We start from the raw sequence: 17394 nt of genomic DNA on the forward strand, positions 1-17394 counted from the left end.
TTAGCCGGCTACGCCCTGCTTGGCCTTCGCCCGGCTGCTCTTCGCCTGATTCTCAGGATCGAGCGGACCGGTCACACGAACCTTGCGCTTCGCCTCGGCCCAGATGTTCTGGTACGCCAGATAGCCCAGGATCGTGGCGATCAGCAGGAACAGCGATACCGAGAGCCCAGCGGCGTGACGCGAGGCCAGGTTGGGCTCAGCCGTCCACACGAGGAACGCCGAAACGTCCTTGGCCATCTGGTCGACCGTTGGCTTGGTGCCATCCTCGTAGCTTACCTGTCCATCCGTCGTGAGCGGCGGCGGCATCGCGATGTTGAGGTTCGCGAAATACGGGTTGAAGTGGAGGTTCGCCGGCGTCTTCGCATCCGGGAACTCCTTCAGGAGCTCTTCACCTTCCTCATTCTTGTAGCCGGCCTGGTTTCGGTAGCCGGTCAGCAGCGAATGGACGTATGCCGCCCCGCCCTCACGCGACTTGGTGATCAGCGACAGGTCAGGCGGAAGCGCATTGTTATTGGCTGCACGCGCCGCAATCTCGTTCGGGAAAGGCGACGGGAACGTGTCTGACGGCAACGGCTTACGGGTCGACGGTTCACCGGTGTCCGGGTTGAGCGTCGGCGTCTGGATCTTCCAGTCGGAGGCGATCTTCTTCACCTCGGCATCGTTGTAGCCGATCCGCTTGAGGTCGCGGAAAGCGACCAGCTTGAGGCTGTGGCAAGCCGAGCAGACTTCCGAATAAACCTGGAAACCACGCTGAAGCTGCTGGTTGTCGAACTTGCCGAACGGACCATCGCTGGCGAGGTACAGCGGCCGCGGTTCCGCGTGGAACTTGTCGGCGGCGAGCGGCGCCGGCGGGCTGTTAAGGTAGGTCGACACCCCGCTGATCAGCGAGATCGTCAGGATCAGGGCGAAAACCGCGCCGATGAATCCGAGGATGAAACGCATTTGTCTGCCCGCCCCTTTATTGGACAACCGTTGCGGCAGAACCGCTGCGGCGCTTGGTCTGTCCCAGCGGCGCGGCCTCTTCGGTCTCGCCGTGCAGCACGGAGTCGCTGATCGACTTCGGCAGCGGCAGCGGCGTCTCGAGGGCCGACACAATCGGCAGGATCACCAGGAAGTGAAGGAAGTAATAGGCTGCCGCGGCCTGGCCGAGCGCCGTGCGGAACGGGCTGATCGGTGCACCCCCGACGTAACCGAGGATGAGGACATCGGCGACCAGCAGCCAGAAGAAGCGCTTGAACACCGGGCGGTAGGAGCCCGAGCGCACCGGCGACTTGTCGATCCATGGCAGGAAGAACAGCAGCAGGATCGAGAAGAACATCGCCAGCACGCCCCACAGCTTCGCCGGGATGATGAAGTCCACGGTGAAGGAGCGAAGGATCGCGTAGAAGGGCCAGAAGTACCATTCGGGCACGATGTGCGCCGGCGTCGCCAGCGGGTTCGCGGGAATGTAGTTGTCCGGGTGCCCGAGATAGTTGGGCGCGAAGAAGGTCACCAGCGCGTAGACCAGCAGGATCAGCCCTGAGAACCAGCCGTCCTTCGCCGTGTAGAACGGGTGGAACGGAAGCGTATCCTTCTCGTCCTTCACGTCCACGCCGGTCGGATTGCCCGAACCCGGAATGTGCAGCGCCCAGATGTGCAGGATCACGACCGCCGCAATCACGAACGGCAGCAGATAGTGCAGCGAGAAGAAGCGCGTCAGCGCAGCCTGGTCAGGCGCATAGCCGCCAAGCAGCCACACACGCAGCGGCTCACCGATTAGCGGGAACGCCGAGAAGAAGCCGGTGATGACCTGCGCGCCCCAATAGCTCATCTGGCCCCACGGCAGGACGTAGCCCATGAAGGCCGTCGCCATCATCAGCAGATAGATGACTAGGCCGAGCATCCACACCAGCTCGCGGGGCGCCTTGTACGATCCGTAATAAAGGCCGCGGAAGATGTGGATGTAGACGACGATGAAGAAGAAGCTCGCGCCGTTCATGTGCGCGTAGCGAAGCAGCCAGCCCGCATTGACGTCGCGCATGATCAGCTGGTTCACCGAATTGAACGCACCCTCGGTGGACGCATAATAATGCATCGCGAGGACGATACCGGTGATGATCTGGATCATCAGGAACAGGCCGGCGGCGACGCCGAAGTTCCAGAAATAGTTCAGGTTGCGCGGCACCGGATAACCGCCGCCGACGGCGCCATAGGCCAGGCGCGGCAGCGGAAGGCGTTCGTCAAACCAACGGCCGAGAGCCGTCTTGGGTTCGTAGGGCTTGGCCCAGGAAAAACTCATGTTCTGACCGTCCCCTTAGCCGATCTGGACCGTGGTCGGCCCGGTAAACTTGTACTCCGGAACCTGCAGGTTGAGCGGAGCCGGGCCCTGCCTGATCCGAGCTGCCGTGTCGTAAGCCGAACCATGGCACGGGCAGAAATAGCCGCCATAAGGCCCGCGGTTCTCACCCTCGCCGATGCCCAGCGGCACGCAGCCCAGGTGGGTGCAGACGCCGAGCGTGATCAGCCAGTTCTGCTTGCCCGGCTTGGTGCGCTCAGCAAGCGTCTGTGGGTCACGCAGCTCGGACAGCGGCACCGCATTCGCCTCGGCGATTTCCTTCGGCGTCAGGTTACGAACGAAAATCGGCTGCTTGCGCCACTGGGTCTTGATGCCCTGGCCCGGCTGGACCTTGGAGATGTCGACTTCGGTGGTCGCGAGGGCGAGGACGTCCTGCGACGGAGACATCTGCGTGAGCAGAGGCAAGAGTGCCGCGACCCCGCCGACGCCTGCGAAACTGACCGCTGCCACATTGAGGAAGTCGCGACGACGAACGCCGTCTTCCGAACCTGTGTTATCGGAACCCTCAGCGGATTGTGCCTTGGTGGCCATCATTCCCCTTTTGACGCTTGTTGCATTGGCGCCGGGACCGGCACGCTAGCGACCTTGCTCCGGACGGACATCCGGCGCGATTGGCGGGCCTGATAGCGAGCGGTTTTCGGAGCGACAAGAGGCAGCAGTAGGCCAATTTCGCGTAAATGCAGTTGCGACGTATAACCCGCTCGGCGGTGATTGCGGAACGCCGCGGGTCTCGATCGCATGGGGGTAGCGATGCGCGTCACGGGATTGGTCAGACGAAGCTCGCTTGCCTATGTCAGGGCGGCGCTGGAGTTTCTTCACCAAGGCCGCGTCTTTGCAGCCATCCCCGAGCAAGGAACTTCCTCAGGGACGCCCAGCATTGAGTTTGACGAGATAATCGACGTCGGCGGCAGTGCTGGCTGGATCGATAATTTGCAAGCGGGCGTCCCAAGCGGAGCCCCTGCATGTCTGAGCTTCACCTCCGGAACCACCGGAGTTCCGCGGGCCATACTCCTTTCCGGCGATAATCTCGCTTACACGACCCGCCAGCTCGTTGAGGTCATGGAGTTGACGCCAGAGCTGCGGGAATATGTTGCAGTTCCGCCTTATCACTCGTTTGGCTTTGCGAGGTTCCGCGCTGCGGCTTCGGTAGGAGGGCGGGCCTTCCTGCCTACCCGAGGCTTCGATCCGCATGAACTGGCCCAGATGCTGTGCGAAGGGGAAGTGAATGCGCTGTCGGCAGTCCCCACGCAAATCCGGGTGCTGCTGAGTAATGCCGATTCCTTAGGCTTGTTCGGCGATCGGATGCGCTGGATCGAAGTTGGCAGCCAGCCGCTCAGCGTCTCAGAAAAGAAGGCACTGAGGTCGATCTTCCCAAACGCCAGGATCTTCCAGCACTACGGCCTCACGGAAGCATCGCGCTCCACATTCCTCGATATCTCGAATGCTCATGAAACGCAGCTGGATTCCGTTGGAACAGCGGTTGGAGAGACCGAGATCGGCCTAACCTCCGACGGAAGGGTCAAGATCCGTGGGCCGAATGCAGCCACAATGATGATTGGCGCCAATGGGTTGGAGCCGCTTCTGGACGAAGAAGGTTGGCTGGAGACTAGCGACGTGGGCAGCATTGCCGATGGATATCTCTATCACGCGGGCCGCGCGGACGAGATCATCAACATCGGTGGAATGAAGGTCTCCCCCCAAGTCGTCGAAGACGCACTACGCGAGCGAAAGGGCTTCTCCGCCGGATTTGCGGTCGCCCGTATTCCCGACCCACTTCTAGGCGAAGGGGTGCTGCTGGCCGCCGATGCCACGGTGAGCGACCTAGACGCCTTGGCATCGGCCACGCGCGAGGTGCTTGAGGCCTCTGGCGTTCAATCGGCGTCCGCTCTTCGCGTCGAGCGCGTAAGCTCAATTCCGGTCACGCCCACCGGGAAGGTGCAGCGATCCTCTCTGGCCGCAGAAGTTCTAGCTCGCGTTCCTGCGCCCTCTGACGCCGCGCCCGTCATCGACACTGACGTGTTGTCAATCTTCCGGTCAGCCTTTCCTGGCAAGCGGGTGTCCCCCAACGACAGCTTCGACAGCCTTGATGGAGATTCGCTCGCGCATATCGAGATCTCGGTAGGTCTGACGGAGCTGTGCGAGAACGTTCCTGACGGTTGGGAAGCCCTCAGTGTCGCCGATCTGCAGGAGCTTGTCGCTCCGGCTCCGATGACAGCCCACACGCCACGCTTGCAGACGATTAGCTCCGAAGTCGTGCTCAGGGCGTTTGCCATCACAATGGTGGTCGTGCACCACACGGGCGCCATCGACATCGGTGGCGGCGTGGACATTCTTCTGCTGCTGGTGGGCCTGAATGTCGCGCGAACTCAGCGAGGTCGTCTCGCTTCGCGGCGGCGCTGGACGCTACTGAGCGATGCGGCGCTGAAGATCGTGGTGCCCTTCTGGCTCATCATGTTTGCATATTCCCTTTGGCACCAGCCGCAGGTCGTAAGCTGGCGGGATTATCTGCTTGTCAGCAATCTCTTCGTGAGGCCGACGGATATCCTAACGCCCTACTGGTTCGTCGCGGGATATGTGCAGCTCCTCGTGGCGCTCCTGATAGTGAGCGGCATTCCTCGCGTCAGTCGATTGATCAGTGATCGGCCTGGACTATTCGGGATCTGGTTTCTCGCGGTCGCACTTGCGGTCAAAGCAGTGGCGGTCCCGATCTTTCACCATCAGGATCTGGTTGGACGTACTCTCGATCAATTCCTTCCAACTGTCGCGATGGGATGGTGCATTCAATTCGCCCGAACTCGCCAGGCCAAGCTTGCGCTATCGAATGTGGCATTTGTGCTTATCATCCTGGGAAACGTGATGCCGCCCGCTTATTGGTCGGGCTTCGACGACGTCGGGCATCTTCCGATCACATTTGCGGCAGTTGTGATTCTGCTCTTCATTCCTACGGTCAAGCTACCGCCGGCCGTCCGATATGCGGTTCTACAGGTCGCTCTTGCGAGCTTTATGATCTACCTGACGCATCCGATCGTGCTCGGCGCATTGAACAAGCTAGGGACCAATCACTGGCTGACGGTTGCCGTCGCCATCCCGGCTGGAATTGGCGCCTGGCACGCGGTGAACTTTATTTTGCGGCGGGTCGCGGCCGCCCGGCTAAAATCCGGTCAACGCTTGCTCAGTCTGCCAGCAGAGGCGAGTTAACGTGTCATCCGACGACTTTGCGGCTCGTTGCCCGACCGTCGAGATCCTCGACGAATCTGCATTTCTCACCGCGAGCTGGTCAAGCGAGGCAAAAGGCGCGCTTCAACGCGATGGCGCTGTTCTGCTTCGAACCGACGTGACGCGAGATGACGGCGCGGAGCTTGCACTCCGGAGCATCGACGACCAGCTGCTGGAAGACGCTTTCTGGTCAACGCCGCGAAGCCGCGTGAAGGGCAACACCCTCACCGCGACCGAGCTTCCGAGCGACCGGGTGATCTCGGCTCATTCAGAAATGTCGTACATGGCGAAGTGGCCTCGCTTGATCGCTTTCCATTGTATCAGGCCGGCTGATCAGGGGGGCGAAACGTCGATCTGCAGTCTCGAAGCTGTCAGCAGTGACATACGCAACATGCTCGACCCCTTCCGGGAGCTTGGCGTCACCTACAGGCGGCGGTTCCACAAGCGCATCGATGTCCCCTGGCAGCAAGCCTTCCAGACTGAAAGCAAGGACGTAGTTAGCGATCTTTGCGCGAAAAACGGCCTGTGCACCGAGTGGCTCAAAGGCGACGACCTCGTCACAAGCCACACTGCACAGGGAACGATCCGATCCGAGGACGGACGCGACCTCTGGTTCAATCAGGCTCACATCTTTCACGCGGCCGCACTCTCCTCGCCTATCAGGAACGCGTTGGAAAAGACCTATGGGTCCAATGGTCTTCCCCGGTCGGCAACTTACGGCGACGGTTCACCCATATCCGACCTTATCATTGAAGAAGTTCGGGAGGCCTTCATTAGACGACAAGACCGAATGATCTGGCGTGCCGGAGACATTCTCATCCTCGACAATATGCGGTTCGCTCACGGCCGTTTGCCATTCGTGGGCGCACGGCGCCTGCACGTAGCGTTAGCCAGGCAGGTCAGCACTCCGGTCCGGACACCCTTGCGCGACGAACGATAGAGAGCGCCTGCGGCCAACCGCCCTCGCCTCGCGCCCGCCCGAACTTCCTTGTGCGCTCGCCTGGATTATCCTTGGCGCAAGTCATTGAGGAGTGAGCGTATGAGCTGGTTCATCGGGCGGACCGAAGCCCTTTCCAACCCTGAAGCGGCACGCCGCAAGGCGCTGGAACGGCTACGCTCTCTCGCGGAGCTGGACGATCCGGAGAGCCTCGTGGTGCCCATCCTGCTCGACGCCATCCTGATGGCCGAATCTTACCGCGGCGCGAGGCACCAGGTCAGTTTCCTGCCGGAGCTGACGCACGACGTAGACGCGCTTCTGCGCGAGCTAACCATTCTCGATAAGACGAAGGAGTGGGCGAACTCCTGACGCTAGACGTCAGGCGCGGTCGCTCTCGTCCTCTTGGCCCTCGTCATCATTGTCCGCAGTCTCGCGCTCATTAGAATTGGCAGCGAGCTTCGAACGGCAGTCGTCGAGAAGCACGCGGCAGCGCTTAAGGCTGCGCGTTAGCTCTGCATTCACCTGCTCGAGATGAGCGATTTCCTGATTATCTTTCTGATCTGACACAATAAATCCACGCCAAGCGGTGTCCGCTTATAACTCAAGTTACCGGAGTTGGTTCCGTCCGCGCCTGCGACATCCGACGACGGAGCAGAGCAACTCATGGGAATCCATGCGGGTTCGATCCCTAACTTGGATCAGGCGCGGTTGCCGCGGATAAATGATACACACCGAATCGCCACGGGGGTGGCGCCTATGAGCGGGTACCGGCTGTACTTCATGGACCGTTATAGCGGTCACATCGAACATCGCCGCGAGTTTATTGCGGACGACGATGCAGAGGCGATTGTCGTCGCTACCGGTTGGAACAATGGCCAACCGATGGAGCTCTGGCTCGGCAGCCACAAACTCAAGCGATGGGAAGCTCAGGCGGTTAGCGAGGACTGAGTCAGCTACCTCAGAAATGGTGCGTGCAGAGCGCCAGCAGCAGGATGATCGGAATCGGAATACCGATCAGCCACAGCAGGATGGAGCGCATCAGACTGTCTCCTTACTTGCCCACTCGCGGCGCTGAATGATCCGCAGCTGGAACAGGTTCCCCTGGCGGTTCGCTCCCTCGTGAAATCCTCACCGCCCTCCTGACTCTCGGCCAGCGGTGGGGAATCAGATGCCTACCAAGCTCGAATCGCGACGCTGCTCTCCGGCGCATGCCGGTGTTCGGCCTGTTCGGGCAGCATCGAAATTAGAGCGGGAAAGTATCGAACATGGCGAAAGCTACCGACGCAGGCACCATCCTGACACGCATCAAGGATGAGGAAATCGACTGGATCGACCTCCGATTTACCGATCCAAAGGGCAAGTGGCAGCATCTGACCATGGCCTCGGGCCTGATCGACGAAGACCAGCTGACCGACGGGTTCATGTTCGATGGATCATCCATCGCCGGCTGGAAGGCGATCAACGAGTCCGACATGATCCTGAAGCCTGACCTCGACGCTGCCTACGTCGATCCGTTCAGCGCGACGCCGATGCTCGTGCTGTTCTGCAATGTCGTCGAGCCTTCGACCGGCGAGCTTTACGGCCGCGACCCGCGCTCCACTGCGACCCGGGCCGAAGCCTATCTCAAGGCCACCGGAATCGGCGACACCGTCTTCGTCGGTCCGGAAGCCGAGTTCTTCATGTTCGACGACGTCCGCTTCGAGGATGGATACAGCGCCAGCGGATATCGCATCGACGATATCGAGCTGCCGACCAACACCGGCCGCGACTATGAGGGCGGCAACCTTGCCCACCGGCCGCGCGCCAAGGGCGGCTACTTCCCCGTCGCTCCGGTGGACAGCGCCATGGATATCCGCGGCGAGATGGTCTCGACGATGATCGAGATGGGTCTGCCGATGGACAAGCACCACCATGAGGTCGCCGCTGCTCAGCATGAGCTCGGCCTGACCTACGGCACGCTGGTCGAGACCGCCGACCGCATGCAGATCTACAAGTATGTCGTGCACATGGTCGCCCATGCATACGGCAAGACCGCGACCTTCATGCCGAAGCCGATCGCCCAGGATAACGGCAGCGGCATGCATACCCACATGTCGATCTGGAAGGGCGGCAAGCCGCTCTTCGCTGGCAACGGCTATGCGGGCCTCAGCGAGACTGCGCTCTACTTCATCGGTGGCGTCATCAAGCACGCCCGCGCGCTGAACGCCTTCACCAACCCGTCGACCAACAGCTACAAGCGCCTGGTTCCGGGCTTCGAAGCGCCGGTGCTGCTCGCCTATTCGAGCCGCAACCGCTCCGCTTCTTGCCGCATCCCGTACGGAGCGGGCGAGAAGGCGAAGCGCGTCGAGTTCCGCTTCCCCGACGCACTGGCCAACCCGTACCTCGCTTATGCGGCGATCATGATGGCTGGCCTCGACGGCATCCAGAACCGCATCCATCCGGGCGATCCGATGGACAAGAACCTCTACGACCTGCCGCCGCAGGAGCTGGTGAACGTCCCGACGGTCTGCGGCTCCCTCCGCGAAGCGCTCGTCTCACTGCAGAACGACCGCGCCTTCCTCACCCGCGGCGACGTCTTTAGCGACGACCAGATCGACAGCTATATCGAGCTGAAGTGGGAAGAGGTCATGCGCTGGGAAACGACGCCCAGCCCGGTCGAATTCGACATGTACTATTCGGGCTAAGCCCATCGACCAAACCGCCGCCGCTCTTCGAAACCCTCGAAGAGCGGCGGAAAAATCGCTCTAGCCGTGTAACAATTGTTATGTATTATCCCGGCTTAGGGGCAGCGAGAGAGTCTGGCTGTCAAAGCGACGCCGGTGGAGGACATCCCTCCCACCTCCCATAGTCTTCCATCGGCTCGCGCCTCTTGCGCGGATGCAAAACCTTGCCTGCTCAGGACTTGAGTTCGCCGCGGGTGCGCTCAGCGTTTCGCGAGGCGAACAGGAAGTAGAGGACCAGCCCCACGGCGTTCCAGATGAGGAACCACTCCTGCGTGTAGCGGGGCAGGCTGTAGAACAGATACGCACAGCCCAGGATTCCAACGCTTCCAGTCAGTAGCGGTAGCGGAGTGCGGAACACGCGCTTCGCACCCGGATCGCGCCGACGCATCGTCAGCATCGCTGCGCAGACCGCAATGAACGCCGTGAGCGTTCCAGCATTGGCCAGCGCGACCAGGTCGTTCAGCGGCACTAGTCCCGCGAGCAGCCCGGTTATGACGGCGGTGAACAAGGTGATACGCACCGGGTTTTGGCGCCCCGACAGCAATGCGAGGCGTCTAGGCAGAAGCCCATCCCGAGCCATGCTGAGGAAGATGCGGCTCTGCCCGTAGAAGAAAGCCAGGATCACCGTCGGCATGCCGATCGACGCCGACAGCGCAAGGATCTTCGCGGCCACCGACTGCCCGATGTCGCGCAGGATCAAGGCCAGCGGCTCGGTGCTCGAAGCGAAACGCTGATAAGGTTCGGCGCCGATCGCGGCGGCCGCCACAGCCATGTAGATCACCACGCAGAGGACCATCGATCCGATGATGCCGATGGACAGGTCGCGACCAGGGTTCTTGGTTTCCTCGGCCGCGGTGGCGATCGCATCGAAGCCGTAGAAGGCGAAGAAGATGATCGCCGCCGCGGCCATGACGCCAACCTCCTGCCCCGGAGGTCCGTTCTTGGCGAAACCGTAGGGCATGAACGGGTGAAAGTGGTCGGTGTTGAAGACGCTGATGGCGACCACGACGAACATGGCCAGCGCCAGCATCTTGATCCCGACGAAAATCGAATTGAGCGTCGCGCTTTCGCGGAGGCCGTAGATGAGCAAGCCGGCGATCACAGCGATGATGAATAGAGCCGGGAAGTTGAACACGCCCCCAAGCAAAGGCGCCGTCGCGAGTTGCTCCGGAATATGGACCAAGGGTGAGAAATAGCCGGACCAACCGACCGAAACCGCGCTGACGACAAGGCTATATTCGAGGATCAGCGACCAGCCGACGAACCAGGCGATCAACTCGCCGAAAACGACATAGGAATAGGTGTATGCCGACCCCGATTGCGGGATCATTGTCGCGACCTCCGCGTAGGCCAGCGCAGCCGCGGCACAGATCACGCCGGCGATGACGAAGCTCAGCATCATCGCCGGCCCGGCCTTTCCAGCCGCCGTGCCGATCAGCACGAGAATACCCGTCCCGACGATCGCACCGACCCCAAGGAAGATTAGATGCGGCCAGGAGAGCGTCTTGTTGAGCCGATGCTCCTCCGGCACCTCTTCCGGCGCGACGATCGCTTTGCGGACGTTCCAATTCTTCATTCGGCTCTCCTCCAATCGTCACTGCGAGGAGCCGAGCGACGACACAATCCAGCCAGCGAACGGATTGCACCGCTACGCTCGCAATGCCGACTGAAGTCGTCAATCTTCTGATTTGCCCAAGGCGTACGTTTTGCGGAACGTCACGAAGTTCGCACCAATAAGCGCGTGACAGCACGGGCCTTCCCAGAGCGTCTTCCGGAAAGGCCCGTGCTTCGGTTTACCTACTGGTTAGACCAGCACGTATCCAGAATCGGTATAAGCAAGATAGTTGCTCGAGAGGTGGTAGCCGAGGTCCGCGAAGGAAGCGGCGCTCATGCTGGTGAAGTAATTCATACCGTCGTTGATGTAGCCAGTCATCAGCTCGTTCCCGAACGTTTCTTCGTCCCAGTGCGAGCCTGCGGTGCCCGAGCCGCCGTCCTGTTCGACGGCGATATAGCCAGTGCCGCCGAGGTCATGATAGGCGTCGACAGCATTGGCGCCGGTGTATTCACCGTTCGTGACCAGCCCGAGGCGGCCCCAGATCGAGCCGAAGCCGAGGCTATGCGACATTTCGTGAAGGACGACGTCTGAAAAGACCGTCAGCCCCATGTCGTTCACGTCTACGATATCGAACTGCATCGTCGCGGTTGCCGGCAATGAGCTGTCGCTGCGGACCGATGTTGGGCCTGCCTGGCCGAGAACGCCGTACAGGCCGTCGATATTGCCGAGCTCCGCGCTGATGACGATGTCGTCGACGGTCGTCGTGGTCCCGCGATTGCGCACGGTCACGTTGGGAAGATCGCCCGCAATGATCGACGTCAGCTGGTTCGCTGCGTCGACGAAAACATCGTGCAGTTCCTGAGTCCACGTGCCGTTGAACTGGATGGTGATGTTGTAGCCTGACCCATCGGCAGAGCCGCTGGTGTAGGGCAAGAAGGTCGTCCCTCCTCCTCCTCCGCCACCGCCACCGTGGCCTCCGCCGCCGCGAGCGGCTTCGACGTCATTGGTGTGGATGACGTGCGTCAGGTCGACGCCGACCAACCGATCGGTTGTGTCCGGCACGTGAACTCTGAGATCGAGTCCACGATCGTGGCCAAGGCCAAAACCCGAATTGCCGTGGCTTTTCGTATAGTCTTCAAAATCGAAGCGTGTGTTCGCCATCAGTTGGCTCCCCTGTTACTGGCAACCGACCCAGCGGTTGCGACGAAGGTGAGCGTAAAGACGAATGGGTCTCGCACAAGCCCTTGATCTTTCTGCTAGTTTCCGTCTCACCGACCAGTGCGCACGGCCTGCCGCAGATCCATCTTGTGAGGCTGGGCCGGTGGCGTGGCAGAGGTGGCCGACTCCGACGTCGTGCTTACTCCGGAGTGCTCCTCAATTTTTCGCTGCCGGGTCTCCGGGCGGGGTCACTGCAGAGCCGTAGAGCACACGCATCGCTGCCTTAGCGAGCTCGGTGGCGGCATTGGCACCGTGAGTTGGCTCGGCGGACAGGTTCGCGCCGATGATCAGCGTCGTCTGAGCTTTGGGATCGTAGGCCATGAAGCTCGAGAAACCGGGCAGCTGCCCATCGTGGCCATACATCGGTCCAAACTGCGCGATGCCGAGACCATAGCCTGCGCCGGACGTGATCGGGCGGATGGAATCGAAGCGGACTTTCTGCATCTTGGCGTCGAGCAGGCCGCCGCCGACCATTGCCTTGACGTAAGTCGCCAAATCCCCCGCCGTCGAAATCGCGCCGCCGGCAGTCCACGCCCAGGACGGGCTGGCATCGGTGAAGTTGAGCGGCTTGAATGTGCCATCGAGCGCCGCCGCCAGCTTGTCCTTCGGGACCGCATAGCTGTCGATGGTCTCAGCGTTGGTGAGGAACTGATAGCCCTGCGGATGCGGATCGGGCAGCGCCCATTCGGCGGGCATAGGAAGCGAAGTCTGCTTCAGGCCCAAAGGTTCGAAAATGCGCTTCCTGAAAGCGTTTGATGCCGACATGCCGGTCAGCTTCTCGATAATGAGACCGAGCAGCACGGTGTTGGTGTTGCAATATTCGAACTCAGTATCCGGCGCCGCGTTTACCGGGTGAGAGAAGGCTATTCGGAGCAGCTCCGCAGGCGTCCACGCTTTCTTCGGTTCCTTGTCGAGGGTCTGATTGAACTTGGCGTCGGACGTGTAGCTGAACAGGCCGCTGCGCATTTCGGCCAGATTGGCGATCGTGATCTTATCGCCGTTGGGAACGCCGGGGATATATTTCGATACCGGATCGGTGAGCGCGAGCTTCCCTTCCTGCGCGAGCTGCATGATGACGGTTCCGGTCATCGTCTTGGTATTGCTGCCAATCCGAAAGTGATCGTCGAGCGTCCAGGGCTTGTTGGTGCCGATCTCCGCAGTGCCAAGCACTGTCGACCAATCCCCCTTAGGCGAACGCACCAAAATGACGAGGCCGGGGACTGCGTTGTCCTTCATCGCCTGGGTCATCGCACGCATCATCGCGGGTGCGTATTGTGGTTCGCCGGCCGTCGGTTTGCCCCAAGAGGTTACCGATGGCGAGGAGGAGTCTTTCGAAGGTCCGCACGCGACGAGGGCAAGGGAAACCGAACCCGCCATGATCGAAATGCCTGCAAACTTGCTCGAGAATCGCATGCGCCACCCCCTTTGCTTCAGCCCGACGAGCGCGCGATCAATCGCCGCCACGATGGGCGAGAACCGATCCCGCGGGAAGTTCGGTCGCGGTGCGATCAGCGAAATGGAAAGAACAAGTTCAAGTCAAGGCTGGTCGTCCGCATGCTGCATAGCTTGGTACGCTTTCAAGAGAGGTACCTAATGTCTGCTTTCGACCCAAAGCGGTCGTTATGCCCGCGCAGAAATTCCCCGTGTTGACTGACTCAGGACGCGCGCGCAGAGCGAACCGCAGCCGCCTGTTGGTAGCTCAACCGCATTCCACGGCCCGTGCGTACTCCCAACGAGGAGCAACGCCATGTTCGGTAAGCTGTGCATTCCGCTTTCATTCTCAATGCTTGCTGTCGCTGGCGTCGCTTTCACCGGCGCGCCGACACAGGCTCCTGGAGGAGCAGTCACCATGACCGCTGGGTCCACGACGACAATACCCCCCGCTCCACAACCGACGCTCGACGCTCCGATCATAGGATCGGGAGTAACTGCAGCCCAGGCGCCTGATGCGGCGATCCGGCCTTTTCAATTCCATGCTACCGATGAGCAGCTCGCCGATCTCAAACGTCGGATTCTTGCGACTAGATGGCCTGAGAAGGAAACGGTGACTGACACGTCTCAAGGCGTACCGCTGGAGACGATGAAGGAACTCGCCCGCTACTGGGCCACGGATTACGATTGGCGCAAGGCGGAGGCGAAGCTCAACAGCTACCCGCAGTTCATCACGAACATCGACGGTCTCGATATCCACTTCATCCATGTGAAGTCGAAGGAGAAGCACGCGCTACCCGTAATCATTAGCCACGGTTGGCCTGGATCGGTTCTGGAACAGATCAAGCTTATCGACCGCCTTACCGATCCCACCAAATATGGAGTCAAACCCGAAGACGCGTTCGATGTCGTGATTCCGTCGATGCCTGGCTACGGCTTCTCCGGTAAGCCCACAGCCCCCGGATGGGGAGTGGAGCACATGGCCAAGGCCTGGGATGTGCTGATGAAGCGGCTCGGCTACACTCGCTACGTCGCTCAGGGAGGAGATTGGGGCGCCTTCGTGGTCGACAATATGGGCCTCCAGGCACCCCCGGATTGTTGGCGATTCACAACAACATGCCCGGAGTGGTTCCAGCGGATGTGGACAAGGCGGCCATTGCTGGCGAGCCTGCGCCAGCGGGTCTCTCTGCTGAGGAGAAGCGGGCCTACGATGGGCTGGCTTTCACCTACAAGCATGTGACCATCTATCAGTTGATGGCAACCCGGCCGCAGACGCTCTACGGCTTCGCGGATTCGCCGGTCGCGCTCGCAGCCTACATGATCGACCACGGCGACGGTGGGGGTCAGCCGGCAGCGGCTGTGGTCGAGGCGTTGAAGCGAACCTCGAGCCCGACAGGCGAGCTGACCCGGGATGAAGTGCTCGACAACATCACCCTTTATTGGCTGACCAACACGGGAGTCTCGGCGGCAAGACTTTATTGGGAATACAAGGGCGGCTTCTTCAACGTCAAAGGCGTGAACATTCCCGTCGCGGTGACCGCCTTCCCCGGCGAGCAGTATCTGGCCCCGCGAAGCTGGACCGAAAAGGCATATCCGAAGCTCTTCTATTACCATCAGGCTGCGAAGGGCGGTCACTTTGCGGCCTGGGAACAGCCGCAGATTTTCGCGGACGATCTGCGCGCTGCGTTCAAATCGATACGCTGAGGCGGCGGCTCTATGCTCAGGAAACTCGTCCGCCTTGCTACGGCAGGACTGCTTATTGGCGGTGTGGTGCAGGTCCATGCACAACAGGCGCGTCCAGTGGGCACGACACGTGTCGATCTTCAACGGCACGATCTCAGTATCCCAGGGCACGAGGTCTATCAGCTCAAGGTCGATTTCGCGCCCGGAGCTTCCTTCCCGCGCCACAGGCATCCGGGCGAGGAAATCATCTACGTACTGGAAGGCTCAATTGAATATGATGTTGAGGGAAAAGAGCCTGTGATCCTCAAGGCCGGAGACGTGCTCTTCGTGCCCGACCGGGTCGTTCATGCCGCCAAGAATGTGGGAACGACCAAGGCGGCGGAACTTGGGACATACGTCGTCGAGAAAGGCAAACCGCTAACCGAAATCGTGAAGTGAGCGGCGACCCCGCACTCAATCGGCTGACGTCCGCCTCGCCGTTGATCCGATGGATCCGGCTTGCTTGTTCGCTGCTGGCAGTGTCCCCGCCATTGCGGACGGCAACTCTTCTGTTACGCTAGCGGAACCGTGGGGGTCAGCTGATGCGCTTCCGTATGCCCAAGCCGCTGCACGGCTGGCGCGCGCTCGCTGGCGAGATCGGGATCATTGTGGTCGGCGTCCTGATCGCTCTCAGCGCCGAGCAGTTCGTTCAGTCGATCCACGAACGTGACGACGTGGCTCAGCTTCGTGCCGCGTTGCGCGCCGAGCTGGCCGACGATCGCGCCCGGTGGGAGGGAATGAGGCTGCGGGACCGGTGCACGCAGCAGCGGCTGGATGCGCTCGGCCGCTGGCTAGCAAGCGCCCCCGCGGGGGAGAGGCTTAGCGGCAATCCGTTCCGCATCTTTCTTTTCAACATGCATTCCAGCGCGTGGGACCTTGCCAAGACGAGCCAGGCGGCCGCACACATCCCATTGAAGGAGCGACTGACCTACGCGAGCCTCTACGGCGCAATCGACAATTGGCGGCAGTTCCTTGACGAGGAAAATGCAAACGCCAACGGGCTGAGTGCGCTCCTGCTCACTGCCGACCAGCCGGAAAGCAGACGTCAAGCAAGAGTCCGCCTTGCGCAGGCCCAGTTGATGCTTAACCGGCGCGCCGTGAACTACCCCTATTTCTTCAAGCGCTTCGACGAGCTCGACATCAAGCCCGACTATAGCCAGCAGACCATCCGCATCGACCCGTCCGAGCTATGCAAGCCGCTAGTCGTAGCGGACCGTTCAGCCTGATCGCACTTATCGGCCGCATCACAGCAAGCGCCGTGCAGAGCAGCGCGGCTCACCTCCACATGCTTGTCGGATCAAGGTCGCGCGCTTGCCGCTCGAAATGATCGGCAAGATCATTCAACCCTCTCGCCCCGCTGCGGGTGCGGGCAGCGGCGGCGAGCCGGCGACAGGATGCAGCCTGCTCGCGCAGGCTGTCGGCCGTGTCGCTATTTTGAGGGCGTGGTTTGGGAGAAGGTTCGGGATCCAAGCTTGTGCTCCATTCGGTAAGCGGGAGCACGTATCGGTCTCTCAGCCACGCGTTTGCCTACATTGGTATTCCGCGCGATAGTTCTGTGTATCAGCTTCCGGCGCAGAGCGCGAATGCGGATTAGCCCATGACCTCGACCACGGCGGCATATGCCACCGGATCGAAAGCTCGGCGGATCTTCTTTGGTGTTTGTTCCCGGCGCTCACGCCAGGAGCGGACCTGACGATCCAGTTTTTTCGTAATGCTATTCATCATTCTATTCCGGCGCGAAGGTCGCGCCTTAATCTAGTGGTTGTCCTGCCCGTCGTTGCGCATCGGCGACCTTCAGTTGCTCCGCACGAACGGCTCTCGCCGCAAGCGCATTCCAGGCCTCTTCGGATCGGCGGAAGCGTTCGCGCACATGCTGCAGCGTTGCAGCTTCTCCCTCGACCCGTGCCTGTTCGGCGCGGGCGAGGAAGAAATCGAGCGTGGAGTTGCGGATTACTGGTCCGCTCAAGCTTATTCCGCCCGCGCGTCGTTAGCAGGTTCCGAAGCGTTCGGCTGGGACTGCGCAGAATCTTCGGCCGAAGTGAGGTTCACTGCACTCGTCTTGCCGCGATTGTCCTGCTGCAGCTCGTAGCTGATGCGCTGGTCCTGGCGCAGCGTGCGCATGCCAGCGCGCTCGACTGCGGAGATGTGGACAAAGGCGTCACTTCCGCCGCCCTCGGGCGCGATGAAGCCGTAGCCTTTGTTCTCGTTGAAGAATTTTACGGTGCCGGTCGGCATGATTTGCTTTTTCCTTCTGTTG

General features: G+C 61.0%; 18 protein-coding genes and 1 pseudogene. 9 read left to right on the forward strand and 10 right to left on the reverse strand.

The genetic code is table 11. The features are described from left to right. From AC4GYV_RS08140 to petA, 3 genes are read right to left on the reverse strand one after another with little or no spacing between them, the layout of a single operon-like run. The gene (locus tag AC4GYV_RS08140) at nt 1-942 is read right to left on the reverse strand and encodes a cytochrome c1 (RefSeq protein ID WP_491100147.1); all 942 of its coding nucleotides are present in this window, start codon (nt 940-942) and stop codon (nt 1-3) included. 16 nt (nt 943-958) lie between these two features. Then, nucleotides 959-2278, reverse strand: coding sequence for a cytochrome b (locus AC4GYV_RS08145; RefSeq protein ID WP_491100148.1), 1320 nt, complete (start codon nt 2276-2278; stop codon nt 959-961). Between the two features lie 15 nt (nt 2279-2293). Further along, nucleotides 2294-2866, reverse strand: a complete 573-nt coding sequence (gene petA, locus AC4GYV_RS08150) for a ubiquinol-cytochrome c reductase iron-sulfur subunit (protein WP_491100149.1) — start codon at nt 2864-2866, stop codon at nt 2294-2296. 180 nt (nt 2867-3046) lie between these two features. Here petA and AC4GYV_RS08155 point away from each other — a divergent pair, with 180 nt between their 5' ends. From AC4GYV_RS08155 to AC4GYV_RS08165, 3 genes are all read left to right on the forward strand, one after another. Next, nucleotides 3047-5533, forward strand: a complete 2487-nt coding sequence (locus AC4GYV_RS08155; protein ID WP_491100150.1) for an AMP-binding protein — start codon at nt 3047-3049, stop codon at nt 5531-5533. A gap of 1 nt (nt 5534) precedes the next feature. Continuing rightward, complete coding sequence (locus tag AC4GYV_RS08160; protein WP_491100151.1) at nt 5535-6491, forward strand: TauD/TfdA family dioxygenase; 957 nt, start codon at nt 5535-5537, stop codon at nt 6489-6491. A gap of 99 nt (nt 6492-6590) precedes the next feature. Continuing rightward, nucleotides 6591-6857, forward strand: a complete 267-nt coding sequence (locus AC4GYV_RS08165) for a hypothetical protein (protein WP_491100152.1) — start codon at nt 6591-6593, stop codon at nt 6855-6857. A 9-nt stretch (nt 6858-6866) separates the two neighbouring features. Here the strand turns inward: AC4GYV_RS08165 and AC4GYV_RS08170 are convergent, their stop codons facing one another. Beyond that, nucleotides 6867-7055 carry a hypothetical protein gene (locus AC4GYV_RS08170; protein ID WP_491100153.1) on the reverse strand — a complete coding sequence of 63 codons (189 nt, stop codon included), beginning with the start codon at nt 7053-7055 and terminating at the stop codon, nt 6867-6869. Nucleotides 7056-7244: 189 nt separating this feature from the next. Here AC4GYV_RS08170 and AC4GYV_RS08175 point away from each other — a divergent pair, with 189 nt between their 5' ends. Beyond that, on the forward strand, nt 7245-7436 hold the full coding sequence (locus AC4GYV_RS08175; RefSeq protein ID WP_491100154.1) for a hypothetical protein: 192 nt from the start codon (nt 7245-7247) through the stop codon (nt 7434-7436). A gap of 317 nt (nt 7437-7753) precedes the next feature. Continuing rightward, complete coding sequence (gene glnA, locus AC4GYV_RS08180) at nt 7754-9172, forward strand: type I glutamate--ammonia ligase (RefSeq protein WP_491100155.1); 1419 nt, start codon at nt 7754-7756, stop codon at nt 9170-9172. Between the two features lie 211 nt (nt 9173-9383). Here glnA and AC4GYV_RS08185 read toward each other — a convergent pair whose 3' ends face one another. From AC4GYV_RS08185 to AC4GYV_RS08195, 3 genes are all read right to left on the reverse strand, one after another. Further along, nucleotides 9384-10787 (reverse strand): amino acid permease, encoded by a 1404-nt coding sequence (locus tag AC4GYV_RS08185; protein WP_491100156.1) that lies wholly within the window; start codon nt 10785-10787, stop codon nt 9384-9386. A gap of 228 nt (nt 10788-11015) precedes the next feature. Continuing rightward, the gene (locus tag AC4GYV_RS08190; protein WP_491100157.1) at nt 11016-11927 is read right to left on the reverse strand and encodes a leishmanolysin-related zinc metalloendopeptidase; all 912 of its coding nucleotides are present in this window, start codon (nt 11925-11927) and stop codon (nt 11016-11018) included. A 213-nt stretch (nt 11928-12140) separates the two neighbouring features. After that, nucleotides 12141-13397: a serine hydrolase domain-containing protein gene (locus AC4GYV_RS08195; RefSeq protein ID WP_491100158.1), complete on the reverse strand. Its 1257-nt coding sequence runs from the start codon at nt 13395-13397 to the stop codon at nt 12141-12143. 334 nt (nt 13398-13731) lie between these two features. Here AC4GYV_RS08195 and AC4GYV_RS08200 point away from each other — a divergent pair, with 334 nt between their 5' ends. The 4 genes from AC4GYV_RS08200 (at nt 13732) to AC4GYV_RS08215 (ending at nt 16363) form a co-directional block, all read left to right on the forward strand. Then, nucleotides 13732-14655, forward strand: coding sequence for an epoxide hydrolase family protein (locus AC4GYV_RS08200; protein ID WP_491100159.1), 924 nt, complete (start codon nt 13732-13734; stop codon nt 14653-14655). A 14-nt stretch (nt 14656-14669) separates the two neighbouring features. Further along, nucleotides 14670-15119: a hypothetical protein gene (locus AC4GYV_RS08205; protein WP_491100160.1), complete on the forward strand. Its 450-nt coding sequence runs from the start codon at nt 14670-14672 to the stop codon at nt 15117-15119. Between the two features lie 12 nt (nt 15120-15131). Next, complete coding sequence (locus AC4GYV_RS08210) at nt 15132-15536, forward strand: cupin domain-containing protein (protein ID WP_491100161.1); 405 nt, start codon at nt 15132-15134, stop codon at nt 15534-15536. A gap of 143 nt (nt 15537-15679) precedes the next feature. Further along, nucleotides 15680-16363 carry a hypothetical protein gene (locus AC4GYV_RS08215; RefSeq protein WP_491100162.1) on the forward strand — a complete coding sequence of 228 codons (684 nt, stop codon included), beginning with the start codon at nt 15680-15682 and terminating at the stop codon, nt 16361-16363. A gap of 364 nt (nt 16364-16727) precedes the next feature. Here AC4GYV_RS08215 and AC4GYV_RS08220 read toward each other — a convergent pair whose 3' ends face one another. The 3 genes and pseudogenes from AC4GYV_RS08220 to AC4GYV_RS08230 all read right to left on the reverse strand — a co-directional run. Then, nucleotides 16728-16859 carry a hypothetical protein gene (locus AC4GYV_RS08220; protein WP_491100163.1) on the reverse strand — a complete coding sequence of 44 codons (132 nt, stop codon included), beginning with the start codon at nt 16857-16859 and terminating at the stop codon, nt 16728-16730. A 28-nt stretch (nt 16860-16887) separates the two neighbouring features. Beyond that, nucleotides 16888-17103, reverse strand: coding sequence for a hypothetical protein (locus AC4GYV_RS08225; RefSeq protein WP_491100164.1), 216 nt, complete (start codon nt 17101-17103; stop codon nt 16888-16890). 65 nt (nt 17104-17168) lie between these two features. Beyond that, nucleotides 17169-17372: pseudogene (locus AC4GYV_RS08230) on the reverse strand (cold-shock protein); the annotation flags it as partial. Between the last annotated feature and the right edge of the window lie 22 nt (nt 17373-17394).

This window comes from Sphingomonas sp. SP4, assembly GCF_058313375.1.